The organism is Streptomyces uncialis (assembly GCF_001905345.1).
Lineage (GTDB): Bacteria > Actinomycetota > Actinomycetes > Streptomycetales > Streptomycetaceae > Streptomyces > Streptomyces uncialis.
The window spans coordinates 793,161-809,457 of the sequence record NZ_LFBV01000010.1 but is presented as its reverse complement, the minus strand read 5'-3'; the positions used below and the strand labels follow the sequence as shown (position 1 = coordinate 809,457).

Sequence of the window (16,297 nt, the reverse complement as noted above, 5' to 3'; positions counted from 1 at the left end):
ACCCCCCCCAGCACCTCCACCACCCCCTGACCCCCGGGGGCCGCCTCCGCTCGGGCTTCCCAGGTCTGTCCGGCCGGACGCACTTGTCCCTGCGCGGGTCGCCTTCGCTCGGGCCCCTGGGTTTCGTGCGCGGGGCGCACTTTGTCCCTGTGCGGGTCGGACGGGGGTGCGCAGTTCCCCGCGCCCCTGAGGTCGCGCCTCTTACGGTTCCCGTTCGGCTGCGGATGGCCCTTGGCCGCTCGCGCAGTTCCCCGCGCCCCTAGGTCTCCTGTGCTTGGCCCCCGTTTCCCTGTGCGGGTCGGACGTGGGTGCGCAGTTCCCCGCGCCCCTTTGGGGCGCCCACCTGAGGCTGCCGGTCAGCCTGCGGGCTGTCATCAACCCCGGCCGGGGTTCATACCCCCCTCCTCGTGCAGACGCGCTGCTGCGGGAGGGGGTGGGCGGGAATCTCTGCCCGCAGACTCCGATGCTCTTCAGTCGNCAGTCGGACCACATGAACGTCGTACCGAGCGTGTCGGATCGAGGACGGAGAATCCCGACCGGCCCCGCCCCGAAGAACAAGCGGATGGCGCCCCGATAGGGGCGCGGGGAACTGCGCAAAACCCACGAGCGACGGCACAGGAACGAAGTACGTCCAGCCGGACGGACCTGGGAAGCGCAAGCGAAGGCGTCCCGCGGTACCCGGAGGCGCAAGCGAAGGCGACCTACCGGTTACGCTGGACCCGTGGCAGTCGTCGATGTATCCGAAGAGCTCAAGTCCCTCTCCTCGACCATGGAGTCGATCGAGGCCGTCCTGGACCTCGACACGATGAGGGCGGACATCGCCGCGCTGGAGGACCAGGCGGCGGCCCCCTCCCTCTGGGACGACCCGGACGCGGCCCAGAAGATCACCAGCAAGCTGTCGCACCTCCAGGCCGAGGTCCGCAAGGCCGAGGCCCTCCGCGGCCGGATCGACGACCTCTCCGTCCTGTTCGAACTGGCCGAGGCCGAGGACGACGCGGACACCCGCACCGAGGCCGACGCCGAGCTGACCTCGGTCCGCAAGGCGCTGGACGAGATGGAGGTCCGCACCCTCCTGTCCGGCGAGTACGACTCGCGGGAGGCCCTGGTCAACATCCGCGCGGAGGCCGGCGGCGTCGACGCCGCGGACTTCGCCGAGCAGCTCCAGCGCATGTATCTGCGCTGGGCCGAGCGCCACGGCTACAAGGCCGAGGTGTACGAGACCTCCTACGCGGAGGAGGCCGGCATCAAGTCGACCACCTTCGCCGTCCAGGTGCCCTACGCCTACGGCACCCTGTCCGTGGAGCAGGGCACGCACCGCCTCGTACGGATCTCCCCGTTCGACAACCAGGGCCGCCGCCAGACCTCGTTCGCGGGCGTCGAGGTGCTCCCGGTGGTCGAGCAGTCCGACCATGTCGAGATCGACGAGTCCGAGCTGCGTATCGACGTGTACCGCTCCTCGGGCCCCGGCGGCCAGGGCGTCAACACGACCGACTCCGCGGTCCGCATCACCCACCTGGCGACCGGCATCGTCGTCTCCTGTCAGAACGAGCGCTCGCAGATCCAGAACAAGGCGACCGCGATGAACGTCCTCCAGGCGAAGCTCCTTGAGCGCCGCCGCCAGGAGGAGCAGGCGAAGATGGACGCGCTCAAGGGCGACGGCGGGAACTCCTGGGGCAACCAGATGCGCTCCTACGTCCTCCACCCGTACCAGATGGTCAAGGACCTGCGGACCGACTTCGAGGTCGGCAACCCGCAGGCCGTGCTCGACGGCGAGATCGACGGCTTCCTGGAGGCCGGGATCCGCTGGCGCAAGCAGCAGGAGAAGTAGCCGGTCCCGGCAACGGGAATTCCTTTGCTGCTTTGTCGACAAGAAGCTGTTCCGGGAAGCGCCGGAACCCGTAAGGTCGACCGATGATCTCCCGGTGCCGCGCGCCGGACTGCCGCCCACGGGGCGGCAGTTGTCGTATGTGTCGGCTTTTCACCGTACCGTCACAAGAATGTGCTGCGCCCAACTGCCCGTAATTCGGGCATCGCGTACGCAACGACCTTGACGCCTTCGCGATAAGTCGGAAGGGTTAACGCGGCATGCGCATCTCTGGGGCGCGTGTGAACGGGGCGACGGTACGCGGCGTGACAGTACAACCACGCATGCCACCTCCCTCTGGAGTCCACGGCCCCGGCGCTGCTCCAATGACGATGAGCTACTGGGGGTAGCAAGCAGATGACCAAGAAGACCCGGGTCCGTATCGCACGGATCGCGGCCGGCGCGCTGATCGCCGCCGGGGCGTCCCTCACCGCTGCGGGCGCCGCTTCGGCCCTGGATGTGGGGATCGGCGTCGGCGTCGACGTCGCGGACGACGCGCCCACCACCCCGCCGCCGACCGAGATTCCCCAGCCGACGAACACTCCGCCGACGACGCCTCCCACGACCCCGCCCACCACGCCGCCGACGACGGCGCCCACCACGCCTCCCACCACGGCGCCCACCACCGCGCCCACGACGCCGCCGACCACGGCTCCCACCACGGCGCCGACCACCGCGCCCACCAGCACGCCGACCACCCCCGGCGGTAACTCCGGAGGGAACACCGGTGGCAACACCGGCGGTAACTCGGGCGGCAACACTGGTGGCACCGGTGGCACCGGTGGTAACAGCGGCGGTACCGGCGGCGAGGACGGCGGTGCGAGCGGCGGCGACGACGGCGGTTCCGCCTCCACCGGCGGTAACGCGGGCGGCACCGGCGGCAATGTCGCCGACCCGGACAGCGGCTCCCAGCCGGTCCAGCAGGGCCAGGCCAAGGACGGTCTGACCGACACCGGCTCCCAGCCGGTCCAGCAGGGCAAGGCCAAGGACGAGCTGGCCGAGACCGGCGCCATGGAGACCACGTTCCTGCTGATCGGCGCCGCGACGATGATCGCCGGCGGTATCGGCTTCCGCCTGCTGCCCCGCCTCGCGGCCGGTGGCCGTACGGCCTGACCCGCCCGCCTGACGGTCACCGTCCGTGACGCCCGGCGGCTTCACGGCGACCGACCGTCACTCCAGGGGTGACAGACACGCGGGAAGGCCCGGAGCATCGCTCCGGGCCTTCCTTGTGCTCGGATGCCGCCCCGCCCGGCTCACCCGCGCCGGGCACGGCCGTACGAAAGGCGTGCCGCGTCAGGCCGACTGGTGCGCCAGCAGCGCCAGCGCCATGATCAGGATCGCGAGCAGGCCTATCAGGGTCGCCTGGTTCATCCCGGACCAGAAATTGTTCTGCTGGAAGCGCTCCCGGCTGGCCCGGCAGACGCGACAGCGGCCCTCACTGACCGGGGACGCGCAGTTCGCGCACACCAATCGGTCATACGTCATGCGCCCTCCTCCTCCCGCGCGGCGGAGCCTGCCCACCGACTGTCACTCCGCACAACGCTCACGGGAACGCCGACGTTCCCCTTACCACTGTGCCAGCTCCCGCGGATTTCGGCGCGGCCCGCCCGTCGTCCCCGTTCCGGACCCGCCCGTTCCGGCCGGGAACGGACACCTCTGGCGCGAACCATCACGTTCCGCTTGTGCGACAAACCCGTCGAACCCCGGCACCGGCGCGCGCGAACGACGGACGCCGACTGCGCTCGTCCCCCGCATTCGCGTATGGTCACGGACACCTACCCCCGGCGACCCGTGGTGCATTCGTGATCCGATTCGACAACGTCTCCAAGACCTACCCCAAGCAGAACCGCCCGGCCCTCAGGGATGTCACCCTGGAGGTCGAACGTGGCGAGTTCATCTTCCTCGTGGGGTCATCCGGCTCCGGAAAGTCCACCTTCCTGCGGCTGATCCTGCGCGAGGAGCGCGCCAGCCACGGGCAGGTCCATGTGCTCGGCAAGGACCTCGCGCGGCTGTCCAACTGGAAGGTGCCGCACATGCGCCGCCAGCTCGGGACGGTCTTCCAGGACTTCCGGCTGCTGCCGAACAAGACGGTCGGCGAGAACGTCGCCTTCGCGCAGGAGGTCATCGGCCGCTCCCGCGGGGAGATCCGCAAGTCGGTGCCGCAGGTCCTCGACCTCGTCGGCCTCGGGGAGAAGCAGAGCCGGATGCCCGGTGAGCTGTCCGGCGGTGAGCAGCAGCGCGTCGCCATCGCCCGCGCCTTCGTCAACCGGCCCAAGCTGCTGATCGCGGACGAGCCGACCGGCAACCTCGACCCGCAGACCTCGGTCGGCATCATGAAACTGCTGGACCGCATCAACCGCACGGGCACGACCGTCGTCATGGCGACCCACGACCAGAACATCGTGGACCAGATGCGCAAGCGCGTCATCGAGCTGGATCAGGGCCGTCTGGTGCGTGACCAGGCGCGCGGCGTCTACGGCTACCAGCACTGACACGACGTACCGAAAGGCAGAAAGCACGCGATGCGCGCCCAGTTCGTCCTGTCGGAGATCGGCGTCGGTCTCCGTCGCAATCTGACGATGACCTTCGCGGTCGTCGTCTCGGTTGCCCTCTCGCTCGCCCTGTTCGGCGGGTCCCTGCTGATGCAGGACCAGGTCAGCTCGATGAAGGGCTACTGGTACGACAAGGTCAACGTCTCGATCTACCTGTGCAACAAGAGCGACGCCGAGACCGATCCCGCATGCGCGAAGGGCGCGGTCACCGGTGCGCAGAAGGACCGGATCAAGGCCGATCTGGAGAAGCTGCCGGTCGTCGACGAGGTGCTCTACGAGTCGCCCGACCAGGCGTACAAGCTCTACAAGGAGCAGTACGCGAACTCCCCGCTGGCGAGTTCGCTGACCCCGGACCAGATGCAGGAGTCGTACCGGGTCAAGCTGAAGGACCCGGAGAAGTACGAGGTCGTCGCCACCGCGTTCTCCGGGCGGGACGGCGTGCACTCGGTGGAGGACCAGAAGGAGTATCTGAACTCGCTGTTCGAACTCCTCGACGGGATGCGGGTGACCGCGCTCGCCGTGATGGGTCTGATGCTCGTCGTGGCGCTGATGCTGATCGTCAACACGGTGCGGGTCTCGGCGTTCAGCCGTCGGCGTGAGACCGGGATCATGCGGCTCGTCGGCGCCTCCGGGTTCTACATCCAGGCGCCGTTCATCATGGAGGCCGCGGTCGCGGGACTCATCGGCGGGATAGTGGCCTGCGGATTCCTGCTCGTCGGCAGGTACTTCATGATCGACCACGGACTCGGACTCGCCGAGAAGCTGCCGCTGATCAACTTCATCGGCTGGGACGCCGTCATCAAGACCCTGCCGCTCGTCCTCACGATCGGTGTGCTGATGCCGGCACTCGCCGCGTCCGTCGTGCTGCGCAAGTACCTGAAGGTGTAGCGCCCGTCCCCGGACGCGCCCGCTCCCGCCCCCGGACCGCGAGCGGTTCCCGCGTCCCGGGTCGTGCACATGAGCGCGGGCGTACGTCCATGCGCGGCCCGTGCCCCACGGTGTGAGATACGCCCCGAGCGCCGTACGGCCAACCTGCCGTACGGCGCTCGGCGTTGTCCTAGACTCACCGGCATGTCAGGCCCCGACCTGTTCCCAGACCCCCGCCGTGTCCGCCGCGGGGCGGCTCTGACATTGGTGTTCACCAGCGTTCTCATCACCGGTGCCGCCGCCGGTTCCTGGAGCGGCCCGCCCCCGGACGGCCTTGCCAGACCCCTGGCCCGCACCGGCCCCGCCGCCGCGTACCAGGAGGACATCAGCGCCGCCGCGGCCGACGCGATGGCCGACGGCAAGTCGCCCGTGGAGGCCGCCGAACGCGCGGTCAGCCGCAGCGGGGACCGCTGGGGCGCCGTCTACTCCGAGGCCGACTACGCGGAGTTCGCCCAGGCCCTGGACGGTGAGTACACCGGCGTCGGGCTGTGGGTCCGGCGCACGGCCGACGGCCGGATCGAGGTCACCCGGGTACGGCCCGGGGGCCCCGCCGACCGGGCCGGGATCCGCGCGGGCGACCTGGTGCGGGACATCGACGGCACCCGGGCCGACGAACGCCCCGTCACGGAGGTCGTGGCGCGGCTGCGCGGCGACAGCACGGCGGCGTCCGGGCCCGCCGCCAGCGGTACGCCCGTCCGGCTGCGGCTCCAGCGCGGCGAACGGCTCTGGGACGAGGAACTGCGGCGCGCGGTCCTCACCACCGACCCCGTCACCGTCGAACGTGTCGGCCGGGCCGCCGACCCGCGGGCCGTCCTGATCAAGGTCGCCGCGTTCACCCGGGGCAGCGGCGCGGAGGTCCGCTCGGCGGTCCGCTCCGCCCCGCCCGGCGCGGGCGTCCTGCTCGATCTGCGGGGCAACAGCGGCGGTCTGGTCAGCGAGGCCGCCGAGGCCGCGTCCGCGTTCCTGGACGGCGGCCTGGTCGCCACCTACGACGTACGCGGGGAGGAGCGCGCCCTGCACGCCCGCACCGGCGGCGACACCCGCCGGCCCGTGGTCACCCTGGTCGACAGCGGCACCATGAGCGCGGCGGAACTGCTGACCGGCGCGCTCCAGGACCGGGGCCGCTCGGTCGTCGTCGGCAGCCGGACCTTCGGCAAGGGCGCCGTCCAGATGCCGAGCACCCTGCCCGACGGCTCGGTCGCGGAACTCACCGTGGGCCACTACCGCACCCCGTCGGGCCGCGCGCTCGACGGGACGGGCATCACCCCGGACCTGGAGACCCCCGAGGCGCCCCCCAAGGACACCGCCGCGCCCCCGGAGCCCGCGTCCGCGCCCGACCCCGCCCGCACCCCGCCGCCCGCCCCGCCCGCCGACCCCGTGGAACGCCAGGCCGAGAAGGTGCTGAGCGGTCTGGGCGACCACCCGGAGCCCTGAACCGACCCCGTCCGCGGCCCCGAACCGGACCGTCCGGCAAATCGACTGGCCCCCGACCCCCTCGGTGGTGCGAAAATGTCCGCACTATGGCAAAGGAAAAAGGGCGCAAGCTGATCGCGCAGAACAAGAAGGCGCGGCACGACTACCACGTCATCGACACCTACGAGGCCGGTCTCGTCCTCACGGGCACCGAGGTGAAGTCGCTGCGCCAGGGGCGGGCCTCCCTCGCGGACGGTTTCGTGCAGCTCGACGGCAACGAGGCGTGGCTGCACAACGTGCACGTACCGGAGTACACCCAGGGCACCTGGACCAATCACTCGGCCCGGCGCAAGCGGAAGCTGCTGCTGCACCGCGAGGAGATCGACAAGCTGGCCGCGAAGTCCCAGGAGACCGGGCACACGATCGTGCCGCTGGCCCTGTACTTCAAGGAGGGCCGTGCGAAGGTCGAGATCGCGCTGGCCCGCGGCAAGAAGGAGTACGACAAACGGCAGACCCTCCGGGAGAAGCAGGACCGCCGTGAGACGGACCGCGCGATCTCCGCGGTCCGCAGGCGTGAGCGGGGCTGACCGGCCTCCGGCGGCACCGCTCCGGCCGCGCCGCGGGAATAGGCTGGCACCGGCACGCGCTGTTCACGTACGATGGTGAACGCACCCACCGCGAGAGCGACGGGTGTGCACCTTGAAAAAAACACATGGGGATGATCGGTTTCGACAGCGGATGTCGAAGCAGGGGAAGCGTGTCGAGGAAGCGGCAATGATCTCGTTAACCATATGTCGCAACCAATAATCGCCGATTCCAAGCGCGATTCCTTCGCCCTCGCTGCCTAAGTAGCGACTTGCGAAGTGTCAGCCCGGGGGTGTTCCCGACCCGGATCCTGGCATCAGCTAGGGAACTAAACTCCTAGGCCCGGTCACGGGGTCCGGGAGGAAATCAAACAGTGACTGAGCCCGTCGGAGACTTGTCCGCGTGATCTTCGGGGCTGAGAAACTCGTAGCGGACTGCACACGGAGAAGCCCTGGTTCCGCACCGTTGGACGCGGGTTCGATTCCCGCCATCTCCACAGGCGGTTGCACCTGGTGCGACCACTGTTCACCCCATCGTCACGGCGCCTTTCCCTCCCGGGAAGGGCGCCGTCGTCGTTCCCGCCCCCGGCCCCCCTGGCTTTCCTGTGCTGAGCGCACTTGTCCCCGTGCGGGTCGCTCGTCGGGTGCGCAGTTCCCCGCAGGTCGCCTTCGCTCGCGCTCCCGGGTTTCTTGTGCTGGGCGCACTTGTCCCTGTGCGGGTCGCTCGTCGGGTGCGCAGTTCCTCGCGCCCCTGGGTCTGTCCGGCTGGCCGTACGTGTTTCTGTGCGGGTCGCTCGGTGGTTTTGCGCAGTTCCCCGCGCCCCTGGGGTTCCACACCTGGGCGTACTTGTTCCCGCGCGGGTACGTCCGTGGGTGCGCAGTTCCCCGCGCCCCTGAGGTGCTGCCCCATTGCGGTCGCTCTTCGGGTGCGGGGCCGTCCTCGTTTTCGCGCAGTTCCCCGCGCCCCTTTGGGGGCGCCCACCTGGGGCTGTCCTCCGGGTGCAGGACCTTCGCTCGCGGAACCACCCTCCTCGCGGACTCGCGCTGCTGCGGGAGGGGGTGGGCGGGAATCTCTGCTCGCAGACTCCGATGCTCTTCAGTAGATCCGCTGGACGTCGCACCGAGCGTGTCGGATCGAGGACGGAGAATCCCGACCGGCACCGACCCGAAGAACAAACAGAACGCGCCCCAAAGGGGCGCGGGGAACTGCGCGAAACCACCGAGCGACGGCACAGGACCGAAGTGCGCCCCGCCGGACAGACCCAGGAAGCGCAAGCGAAGGCGACCTGCGGGGAACTGCGCGAAACCCACGAGTGACGGCACAGGACCGAAGTACGTCCCGCCGGACAGACCTCAGAAGCGCAAGCGGAAACGACCCTCGCAGGGACAAGTGCGGCGAGTCGGACAGGCTCAGAGGCGCAAGCGAAGGCGGCTTGCGCAGACCGTCCCGCCCCCGGAGAGGTTTTGAGACAGGGGAGTTCCGGTGATCATGTCCATGTTTTGGCTATGAAACCGCCGGAACCGGCCACGTGCGCTACATTCTTCGCCTGAGCACATCGTGGTAGTGGGGGCGCTCAGGCCAGGTGGGGGCCTGGCCGAACGGCGTGTGCTCACCGCCGTCAGCGCACCCGCGATGTTCGTGTGGGGGGATGCGCACACGCATGGAAAACTGGCGAGAAGACGCCCAACCTGGGCATACGCATGATCCGAACGAGGTCACCGTCCAGATGGACGGCGTCGGCCGTGAGCTCGGCGACCTCATCGCGGAGCGCAGGGCAGCCGCCGCCGAACCCGACGGTCCGGTGTTCGTGGACGAGACGGGCCGCCGGGTCCGGCGGTTCCGGCGCATAGGTATGACCCTCGCCATCGGATGCGCGGTCTACGCGTGCGTCATCGTGGCGACGGTCGTCTCCGGCAACTCCAGCGCGCCCTGGCTGCCGCTGCCCAATCCGCAGGCCGAGCCCGCCGGGAAGGTCAGGACCACACCCAGGCCGGCCGCCCCCGTCGAACCGTCCGCGACGAGGAGCAGCGCCCCGTCCGAGGCGGCGACCGCCACCGAGGCGGGCACCACCGCCCCGGCCATCAGCACCGGCCGGCCCGCCCAGCCGTCCCCGGAGTCGGTGATCGCCGACGAGGAGACCGCGTCCGAGGCGCCCGCCGCCACCACGGACCCGACGCCCGCGGCGTCCCGTACCGGCGCCGCCACCACCCGGCCGGGCACCGGCACCAGCGGCACCCCGGCGCAGGGCGGCACCGACGGCGGTACCGAGGGCGGCAGCGGCGGTACCGGCGCGACCGGTGGCACCACCCCCGCGCCCACGGCCTCCGCCACCACCACGATCGATCTGCCCGCCGAGCCGGAGCAGCCGGCCGGTGAGGGCGGCCGGCCCATCGCGGCACCGGAGGACGCGCCGTAATGAGCTCCCGTAAGAGCGGCCGCCGCAGGGCAGGACCCCGGCGCCGCAGACTTCCCCTGCGCTATCTGCTGCCGAGCGTGCTGCTCGCGGCACTGTTCGCGATGCTGATGCTGCGCGGCTATGTGCACAGCGAGATCCTCGCGGACCACCGCATCGCCGGGTCCACCCACAACGACAAGGTCCCGGACGAGGTCCGCAAGGGCGGCCCGGTGATCGACGTCCGTGGCGGCGGGCTGAACACCGTCGGCGTACCGGACGACCGGGTCGTGCTCACCTTCGACGACGGGCCCGACCCCGAGTGGACCCCGAAGGTTCTCGACATCCTCAAGAAGCACCGGGCGCACGCCGTGTTCTTCGTGACCGGCACGATGGCGTCCCGTCATCCGGACCTGGTCCGGCGGATGGTGGACGAGGGCCACGAGGTGGGGCTGCACACGTTCAACCACCCCGACCTGTCCCTCCAGTCCACCCGCCGTATCGACTGGGAGCTGTCGCAGAACCAGCTCGCGCTCGCGGGCGCCGCGCAGATCCGGACCTCGCTGTTCCGGCCGCCGTACTCGTCGTTCTCGCACGCCTTCGACAACCGGTCCTGGCCCGTCACCGAGTACATCGGCAGCCGCGGCTACCTGACCGTCGTCAACAACACCGACAGCCAGGACTGGAAGAAGCCCGGCGTCGACGAGATCATCCGCCGGTCCATGCCGAAGGACGGCAAGGGCGCCATCGTCCTCATGCACGACTCGGGCGGCGACCGCTCGCAGACCGTCGCCGCGCTCGACCGTTTCATCCCCGACCTCGCGGCCAAGGGCTACCGGTTCACCAACCTCAGCGAGGCCCTCGGGACACCGAGCGCGCACACGCCGGTGACCGGGCTCGACCGCTGGAAGGGCCAGGCGTGGATCGTCCTGGTGCAGGCCGCCGACACCATCACCGTGGTGCTCGCCGCCGGTCTCGCCGTGATCGGGTTCCTCGTCATCACCCGGTTCGGGCTGATGCTGCTGCTGTCGTTCCTGCACGCCCGCAAGGTCCGCCGCCGCGGCTTCTCCTGGGGCCCGCCCGTCACCGGACCGGTGTCGGTGCTGGTGCCCGCGTACAACGAGGCGAAGTGCATCGAGAACACCGTGCGTTCGCTGATGGACAGCGACCACCCGATCGAGATCATCGTCATCGACGACGGCTCGTCCGACGGCACCGCCAGGATCGTCGAGGACCTGCGGCTGCCGAACGTCCGGGTGGTCCGCCAGCTCAACGCGGGCAAGCCCGCCGCGCTCAACCGGGGCATCGCCAACGCCCGGTACGAGATCATCGTCATGATGGACGGCGACACCGTGTTCGAGCCGTCCACCGTCCGGGAACTGGTGCAGCCCTTCGGTGACCCGGGGATCGGCGCGGTCGCGGGCAACGCCAAGGTCGGCAACCGGGACTCCCTCATCGGCGCCTGGCAGCACATCGAGTACGTGATGGGCTTCAACCTCGACCGCCGGATGTACGACCTGCTGCGCTGCATGCCGACCATCCCCGGCGCGGTCGGCGCGTTCCGCCGCTCCGCGCTGGAACGGGTCGGCGGGATGAGCGACGACACGCTCGCCGAGGACACCGACATCACCATGGCCATGCACCGCGACGGCTGGCAGGTCGTCTACGCGGAGAAGGCCCGCGCCTGGACCGAGGCCCCCGAGTCCGTCCAGCAGCTGTGGTCCCAGCGCTACCGCTGGTCGTACGGGACCATGCAGGCCATCTGGAAGCACCGGCGGGCCCTGGTGGACCGCGGCCCCTCCGGCCGCTTCGGCCGGGTCGGACTGCCGCTGGTCTCGCTGTTCATGGTCCTCGGACCGCTGCTCGCCCCGCTGATCGACGTGTTCCTGCTGTACGGGCTGGTGTTCGGGCCGACGGCCAGGACGGTCGGCGCGTGGCTCGGCGTCCTCGCGATCCAGCTCGCCTGCGCCGCGTACGCGTTCCGGCTGGACCGCGAGAAGATGACCCACCTCATCTCGCTGCCCCTCCAGCAGATCCTGTACCGGCAGTTGATGTACGTGGTGCTGCTCCAGTCCTGGATCACCGCGCTGACCGGCGGCCGGCTGCGCTGGCAGAAGCTGCGCCGTACCGGTGTCGTGGGCTCCGCGCCCGGCGGCGCCCGTCCGGCCCCCGACGCGGAGCGGAGGCCGGTGGGATGACGTACACCCCGCAGGGGCCCGGACCGGGCCCCGCCACCGGCACGCCCGATTGGGTCGCCGAAGGGCGCGGCACCCACCGCGCCGGTCCCGTCCCGCCCGAGGCGCCGGACACCGCACCCGCCGGGCGGGCCCCCGGCCGGGACCGCTATCTCGATCTGCTGCGCACGCTCGCGCTCGGCCGGGTGGTCGTCTACCACATCTACGGCTGGGCCTGGCTGACCATCGTGTTCCCCTCGATGGGGGTGATGTTCGCGCTCGCGGGCGCGCTCATGGCCCGCTCGCTCAAGCGGTCCGCGTGGGGCGTGATCAAGGGACGGCTACGGCGTCTGCTGCCCCCGCTGTGGGTGTTCGGCGCGGTGATCGTCCCGCTGATGTTCCTCGCGGGCTGGAACCCGGGCGACGACCCCAACCAGGTCGGCGACTGGGGCTGGATCAAGCTCCTCAACTGGTTCGTGCCCTTCGGCACACCCGTCTTCCCCATGAGCCTCGGCCACGAGAACGGGCTCCTGGACGTCACATGGGCCATGCAGGCCGCGGGGCCGCTGTGGTACCTGCGCGCCTATCTGTGGTTCGTTATCGCGTCGCCGCTGCTGCTGTGGGCGTTCCGCCGCGCGCCCTGGGTCACGCTGCTCGCGCCGCTCGCGCTGACGGCCGTCGTCGGTACGGGCCTGGTGGACATCCCCGGCTCCACGGGCTACGCCGTCCGGGACTTCGCCGTCTTCGCCGGATGCTGGGTCCTCGGCTTCGCCCATCAGGACGGGGTGCTGGCACGGCTCCCGCGCTACATCACCGTGTCCGTGGCGGCGCTGATCATGTCCTTCGGCCTGTGGTGGGCGTCCGGCCACCCCACCGACAACGGCATGGACCTCAACGAGATCCCGCTGGCCCAGGCGACCTGGTCGTTCGGCGCGGTCGCGATCCTCCTGGTGTACGCGCCGTCCTGGCAGCGGCTGCCGGGCCGGCTCGCCCGCTTCGACAAGGTGATCACGCTCTTCAACAACCGGGCGGTGACGATCTACCTCTGGCACAACACGCTGATCATGGGGACGATCCTGATCATCGACAAGTTCTACGACCTGCCGTTCATGGACGAGGGGTCGATGCGGGTGCTCACCGCGACGTTCCAGCTGTGGATGCTGATCCTTGTCTGGCCCCTGATCGCGCTGATGATCCTGGCGGTCGGCTGGGTCGAGGACCTGGCGGCCGGGCGGCGGCTGCGGCTGTGGCCCACGGGTCCGGAGCGGCAGCGGTCGCGGCCGCGGCGCGCCAAGCACTGACGTCCGTCCCGACGGGGGGTTCCGTGTCGGCCGTGCGACAGGCACTGTAGGACCACCGCACACCCACGGCACCGTGAGAGGCGGCGACACCCATGGCCCCGCACGCGGACGACACCCGCTTCGCCCCGGGCCGCGTCTGCCTGGACCTGCTGGGGACCGCGCATCCCCGGGACCTGCTCGGCACGGTCGACTCGCTGCGGGTCTGGTGCGTCGCCGCGGGGCTGGTCCCGGACGGGACGCCGCTGGACGCCGCGGACCGCCGGTGGCTGATCGCGTTCCGTGATCTGCGCGGGCAGCTCGCCGTGCTCGTCCGGGGGGAACTGGCGGGGCGGCCGGTGCCCGCCGCGCTCGACCGGGTCAACGCGGTGGCCCGTCCGGCGCCGCCCGCTCCCCGGGCCGTGCGCGCGTCCGACGGGAGTCTGGCGCGGGCGCTGGACGTGGCGCCCGAGCGGGACGCCCTGCTCTCGGCGGTCGCGCGGGACGCCGTCGATCTGCTCACGGACCCGGTCGCGCGGGGGCGGCTGCGGCAGTGTGCGGGGGGCCGCTGTCCGCGGATCTACCTGGACACGTCCCGGGGTGGGCGGCGGCGGTGGTGCTCCAGCGAGGTCTGCGGCAACCGCGAGCGGGTCGCCCGCCACCGGCGCCGTACCCGGTGACGCTTTCGCTCACGCCTTCGAGGTCTGTCCGGCGGGACGTACTCCGTTCCTGTGCCCTCGCTCGGTGGTTTCGCGCAGTTCCCCGCGGGTCGCCTTCGCTTGCGCTTCCCAGGTCTGTCCGGGTGGACGCGCTTGTTTCCTGTGCCGTCGCTCGTGGGGTGCGCAGTTCCCCGCGCCCCTTTGGGGCGCACCCGGCCGGTTCTTCGGGTCGGTGCCGGTCGGGATTCTCCGTCCTCGATCCGACACGCTCGGTAAGTCGTCCGGTGACCCGACTGAAGAGCATCGGAGTCTGCGAGCAGAGATTCCCGCCCACCCCCTCCGGTAGCCGAGCGACTGCACGAGGAGGATGGTTCAACCCCGTCCCCGCAGACGGAGAACAGCCCCAGTTGGGCGCCCCCAAAGGGGCGCGGGGAACTGCGCGAAAACGACGAGCGACAGCACAGGAACAAGCGCGCCCAGCACCGAGTACCCAGGGGCGCGGGGAACTGCGCACCCCACGAGCGACGGCACAGGGACAAGTGCGTCCACCCGGACAGACCTCAAAAGCGCAAGCGAAGGCGGCCCGCACAGGGACAAGTACGTCCAGCCGGACAGACCTCAAAAGCGCAAGCGAAGGCGGCCCGTCGGGTATAAGGGGACATTCGGTGGTCCGTCGGCTTACGGGGGGCGTCTTTGCGACGCAACTACCGGTAATTCATGCCCACTTAGCGGCCCCGCTGAACAGTTGACGCGCGTCACGCGTATCCCCAGGCGACAGCGAGGGGCCGGGCCTGCCCGGTCGAATCGGGGACACCGGAGGTTGGCGTGCGCAAGGATTCCGCCGTGGCCGATGAACGCCCGCCAAGGGCCCGACATCGTATGGTCCAGCCCAAGTCCGAGCCGGACGAGGAGCTGATGCGCGCGCTGTACCACGAGCACGCCGGACCGCTGCTCGCGTACGTGCTGCGTCTGGTCGCGGGGGACCGGCAGCGGGCCGAGGACGTGGTGCAGGAGACCCTGATCCGGGCCTGGAAGAACGCCGGTCAGCTGGGCAGGGCCACGGGTTCGGTACGGCCCTGGCTGGTGACGGTCGCCCGCCGTATCGTGATCGACGGCCACCGCAGCCGGCAGGCCCGGCCGCAGGAGGTCGAACCGTCACCTCTGGAGGTCATCCCCGCGGAGGACGAGATCGACAAGGCGCTGTGGCTGATGACACTTTCGGACGCCCTCGACGACCTGACGCCGGCCCACCGGGAGGTCCTTGTCGAGACGTACTTCAAGGGCCGTACGGTCAACGAGGCGGCCGAGACACTCGGCATACCCAGCGGTACGGTGCGGTCACGGGTGTTCTACGCCCTTCGCTCGATGAAGCTGGCGCTGGAGGAGCGGGGGGTGACGGCATGACACCGAACGAGGCGAATGACGTCCACGAGACGGTGGGCGCCTACGCCCTCGGAATCCTGGACGACCGCGAGGCGACCGCCTTCGAGAACCATCTCGCGGGCTGCGACTGGTGCACCAGGGAACTGGAGGAACTGGCCGGCATGGAACCCATGCTGGCCGCACTCGCTGATCTGCCGGGCGCGCCGGGCATGCAGATCGGCACCCCGGACATCGCCCGGCATCTGACCGCCCGCCCGAGCCCCCGGCTCGCCGACCGGCTCGTGGACGAGGTCACGTCCCAGCGGGCGCTGAGCCGCCGCCGCAGTCTCTCCCTGGTGGCCGCCGCCGCGGTGCTGATCATCGGCGGTCCCGTGGCGGTCGTCTCGCTGGGCCGGGGCGACGACAGCGGCGGCAAGGAGGTGGCGGCCCATCCCACCAGCCCGGCCGAGGACGCCTTCTTCCACCATATGGAGGAGAAGATCGAGGCGACCGACACCGGTACGAGGATCACCGCCACCGTCGGGCTGGAGAGGAAGGCGTGGGGCACCCACACCGTGCTGGAGCTGAAGAACCTCAAGGGCCCCGAGAAGTGCAGCCTGATCGCCGTGGGCAAGAACGGCGAACGCGAGACGGTCACCACCTGGTCGGTGCCGGCCTGGGGATACGGCATCCCCGGGGCCACGCGCGTGGAGGCCCGTAAGCCGCTGTATGTGCACGGCGGCGCGGCACTCTCCCGTGACGACATCGACCACTTCGAGGTCCGCACCCTGGACGGACGGCAACTGGTGCGGGTCAGAGCCTGACCCGCACCGCCGCATCACGACGGCCGGGTTCCCTCGCCCGGCCCAGCGCTCAGCGCCCCGCACGCCCGTACGCCCCGCAGCCCGCTCCACGGGGTCCCGTCCGGGCGTCTTGTCGTGCGGGGCCCCTTGTCCGCCGCGGTCCCGGGGCGCCACACCCGCCCCACCTGCCCCGGCCGTGACCTTCTCCCGGCCCGCCGGACCCGGCCGCCGCGCCACCGGTGACCCCGGTCCGGAGTGCCCCCGCCGGGCCAGGGATCATGTTCCGTGT

13 protein-coding genes and 1 other RNA gene are annotated in these 16,297 nt (G+C 70.6%); 13 read left to right on the top strand and 1 reads right to left on the bottom strand.

The features are described 5' to 3' along the window. Positions 1-721: 721 nt before the first annotated feature. Both prfB and AB852_RS39385 read left to right on the top strand, forming a co-directional pair. A complete protein-coding gene (gene prfB, locus AB852_RS33690) occupies positions 722-1,828 on the top strand; it encodes a peptide chain release factor 2 (protein WP_073794048.1) in 1,107 nt (368 codons plus the stop codon). Between the two features lie 393 nt (positions 1,829-2,221). Next, the gene (locus AB852_RS39385) at positions 2,222-2,977 is read left to right on the top strand and encodes a hypothetical protein (protein WP_073794046.1); all 756 of its coding nucleotides are present in this window, start codon (positions 2,222-2,224) and stop codon (positions 2,975-2,977) included. Positions 2,978-3,157: 180 nt separating this feature from the next. On the opposite strand, the gene AB852_RS33680 is transcribed toward AB852_RS39385, so the two are convergent. Continuing rightward, the gene (locus AB852_RS33680) at positions 3,158-3,349 is read right to left on the bottom strand and encodes a hypothetical protein (protein WP_073794043.1); all 192 of its coding nucleotides are present in this window, start codon (positions 3,347-3,349) and stop codon (positions 3,158-3,160) included. Between the two features lie 317 nt (positions 3,350-3,666). Here AB852_RS33680 and ftsE point away from each other — a divergent pair, with 317 nt between their 5' ends. The 11 genes from ftsE to AB852_RS33625 all read left to right on the top strand — a co-directional run bounded on the left by ftsE (position 3,667) and on the right by AB852_RS33625 (position 16,029). Next, on the top strand, positions 3,667-4,356 hold the full coding sequence (ftsE, locus tag AB852_RS33675) for a cell division ATP-binding protein FtsE (RefSeq protein ID WP_073794040.1): 690 nt from the start codon (positions 3,667-3,669) through the stop codon (positions 4,354-4,356). Positions 4,357-4,386: 30 nt separating this feature from the next. Next, positions 4,387-5,304: a permease-like cell division protein FtsX gene (gene ftsX / locus AB852_RS33670; RefSeq protein ID WP_073794037.1), complete on the top strand. Its 918-nt coding sequence runs from the start codon at positions 4,387-4,389 to the stop codon at positions 5,302-5,304. Between the two features lie 183 nt (positions 5,305-5,487). Beyond that, complete coding sequence (locus tag AB852_RS33665; RefSeq protein WP_079185102.1) at positions 5,488-6,777, top strand: S41 family peptidase; 1,290 nt, start codon at positions 5,488-5,490, stop codon at positions 6,775-6,777. An 86-nt stretch (positions 6,778-6,863) separates the two neighbouring features. After that, positions 6,864-7,343: an SsrA-binding protein SmpB gene (smpB, locus tag AB852_RS33660; RefSeq protein WP_073794032.1), complete on the top strand. Its 480-nt coding sequence runs from the start codon at positions 6,864-6,866 to the stop codon at positions 7,341-7,343. A gap of 127 nt (positions 7,344-7,470) precedes the next feature. Further along, positions 7,471-7,840, top strand: a transfer-messenger RNA (tmRNA) gene (gene ssrA, locus AB852_RS33655). A gap of 1,161 nt (positions 7,841-9,001) precedes the next feature. After that, the gene (locus tag AB852_RS33650) at positions 9,002-9,757 is read left to right on the top strand and encodes a hypothetical protein (protein WP_143201321.1); all 756 of its coding nucleotides are present in this window, start codon (positions 9,002-9,004) and stop codon (positions 9,755-9,757) included. After that, complete coding sequence (locus AB852_RS33645) at positions 9,757-11,931, top strand: bifunctional polysaccharide deacetylase/glycosyltransferase family 2 protein (protein ID WP_073794027.1); 2,175 nt, start codon at positions 9,757-9,759, stop codon at positions 11,929-11,931. Before AB852_RS33650 ends, AB852_RS33645 begins: the two co-directional genes overlap by 1 nt. Then, on the top strand, positions 11,928-13,208 hold the full coding sequence (locus AB852_RS33640; protein ID WP_073794025.1) for an acyltransferase family protein: 1,281 nt from the start codon (positions 11,928-11,930) through the stop codon (positions 13,206-13,208). The genes AB852_RS33645 and AB852_RS33640 overlap by 4 nt, the downstream gene beginning before the upstream one ends. Positions 13,209-13,300: 92 nt before the next feature. Next, positions 13,301-13,864, top strand: coding sequence for a CGNR zinc finger domain-containing protein (locus AB852_RS33635; protein WP_073794022.1), 564 nt, complete (start codon positions 13,301-13,303; stop codon positions 13,862-13,864). 858 nt (positions 13,865-14,722) lie between these two features. After that, positions 14,723-15,247, top strand: a complete 525-nt coding sequence (locus AB852_RS33630; RefSeq protein ID WP_073794019.1) for a sigma-70 family RNA polymerase sigma factor — start codon at positions 14,723-14,725, stop codon at positions 15,245-15,247. Continuing rightward, positions 15,244-16,029, top strand: a complete 786-nt coding sequence (locus AB852_RS33625; protein WP_073794016.1) for a zf-HC2 domain-containing protein — start codon at positions 15,244-15,246, stop codon at positions 16,027-16,029. The genes AB852_RS33630 and AB852_RS33625 overlap by 4 nt, the downstream gene beginning before the upstream one ends. Positions 16,030-16,297 lie beyond the last annotated feature (268 nt).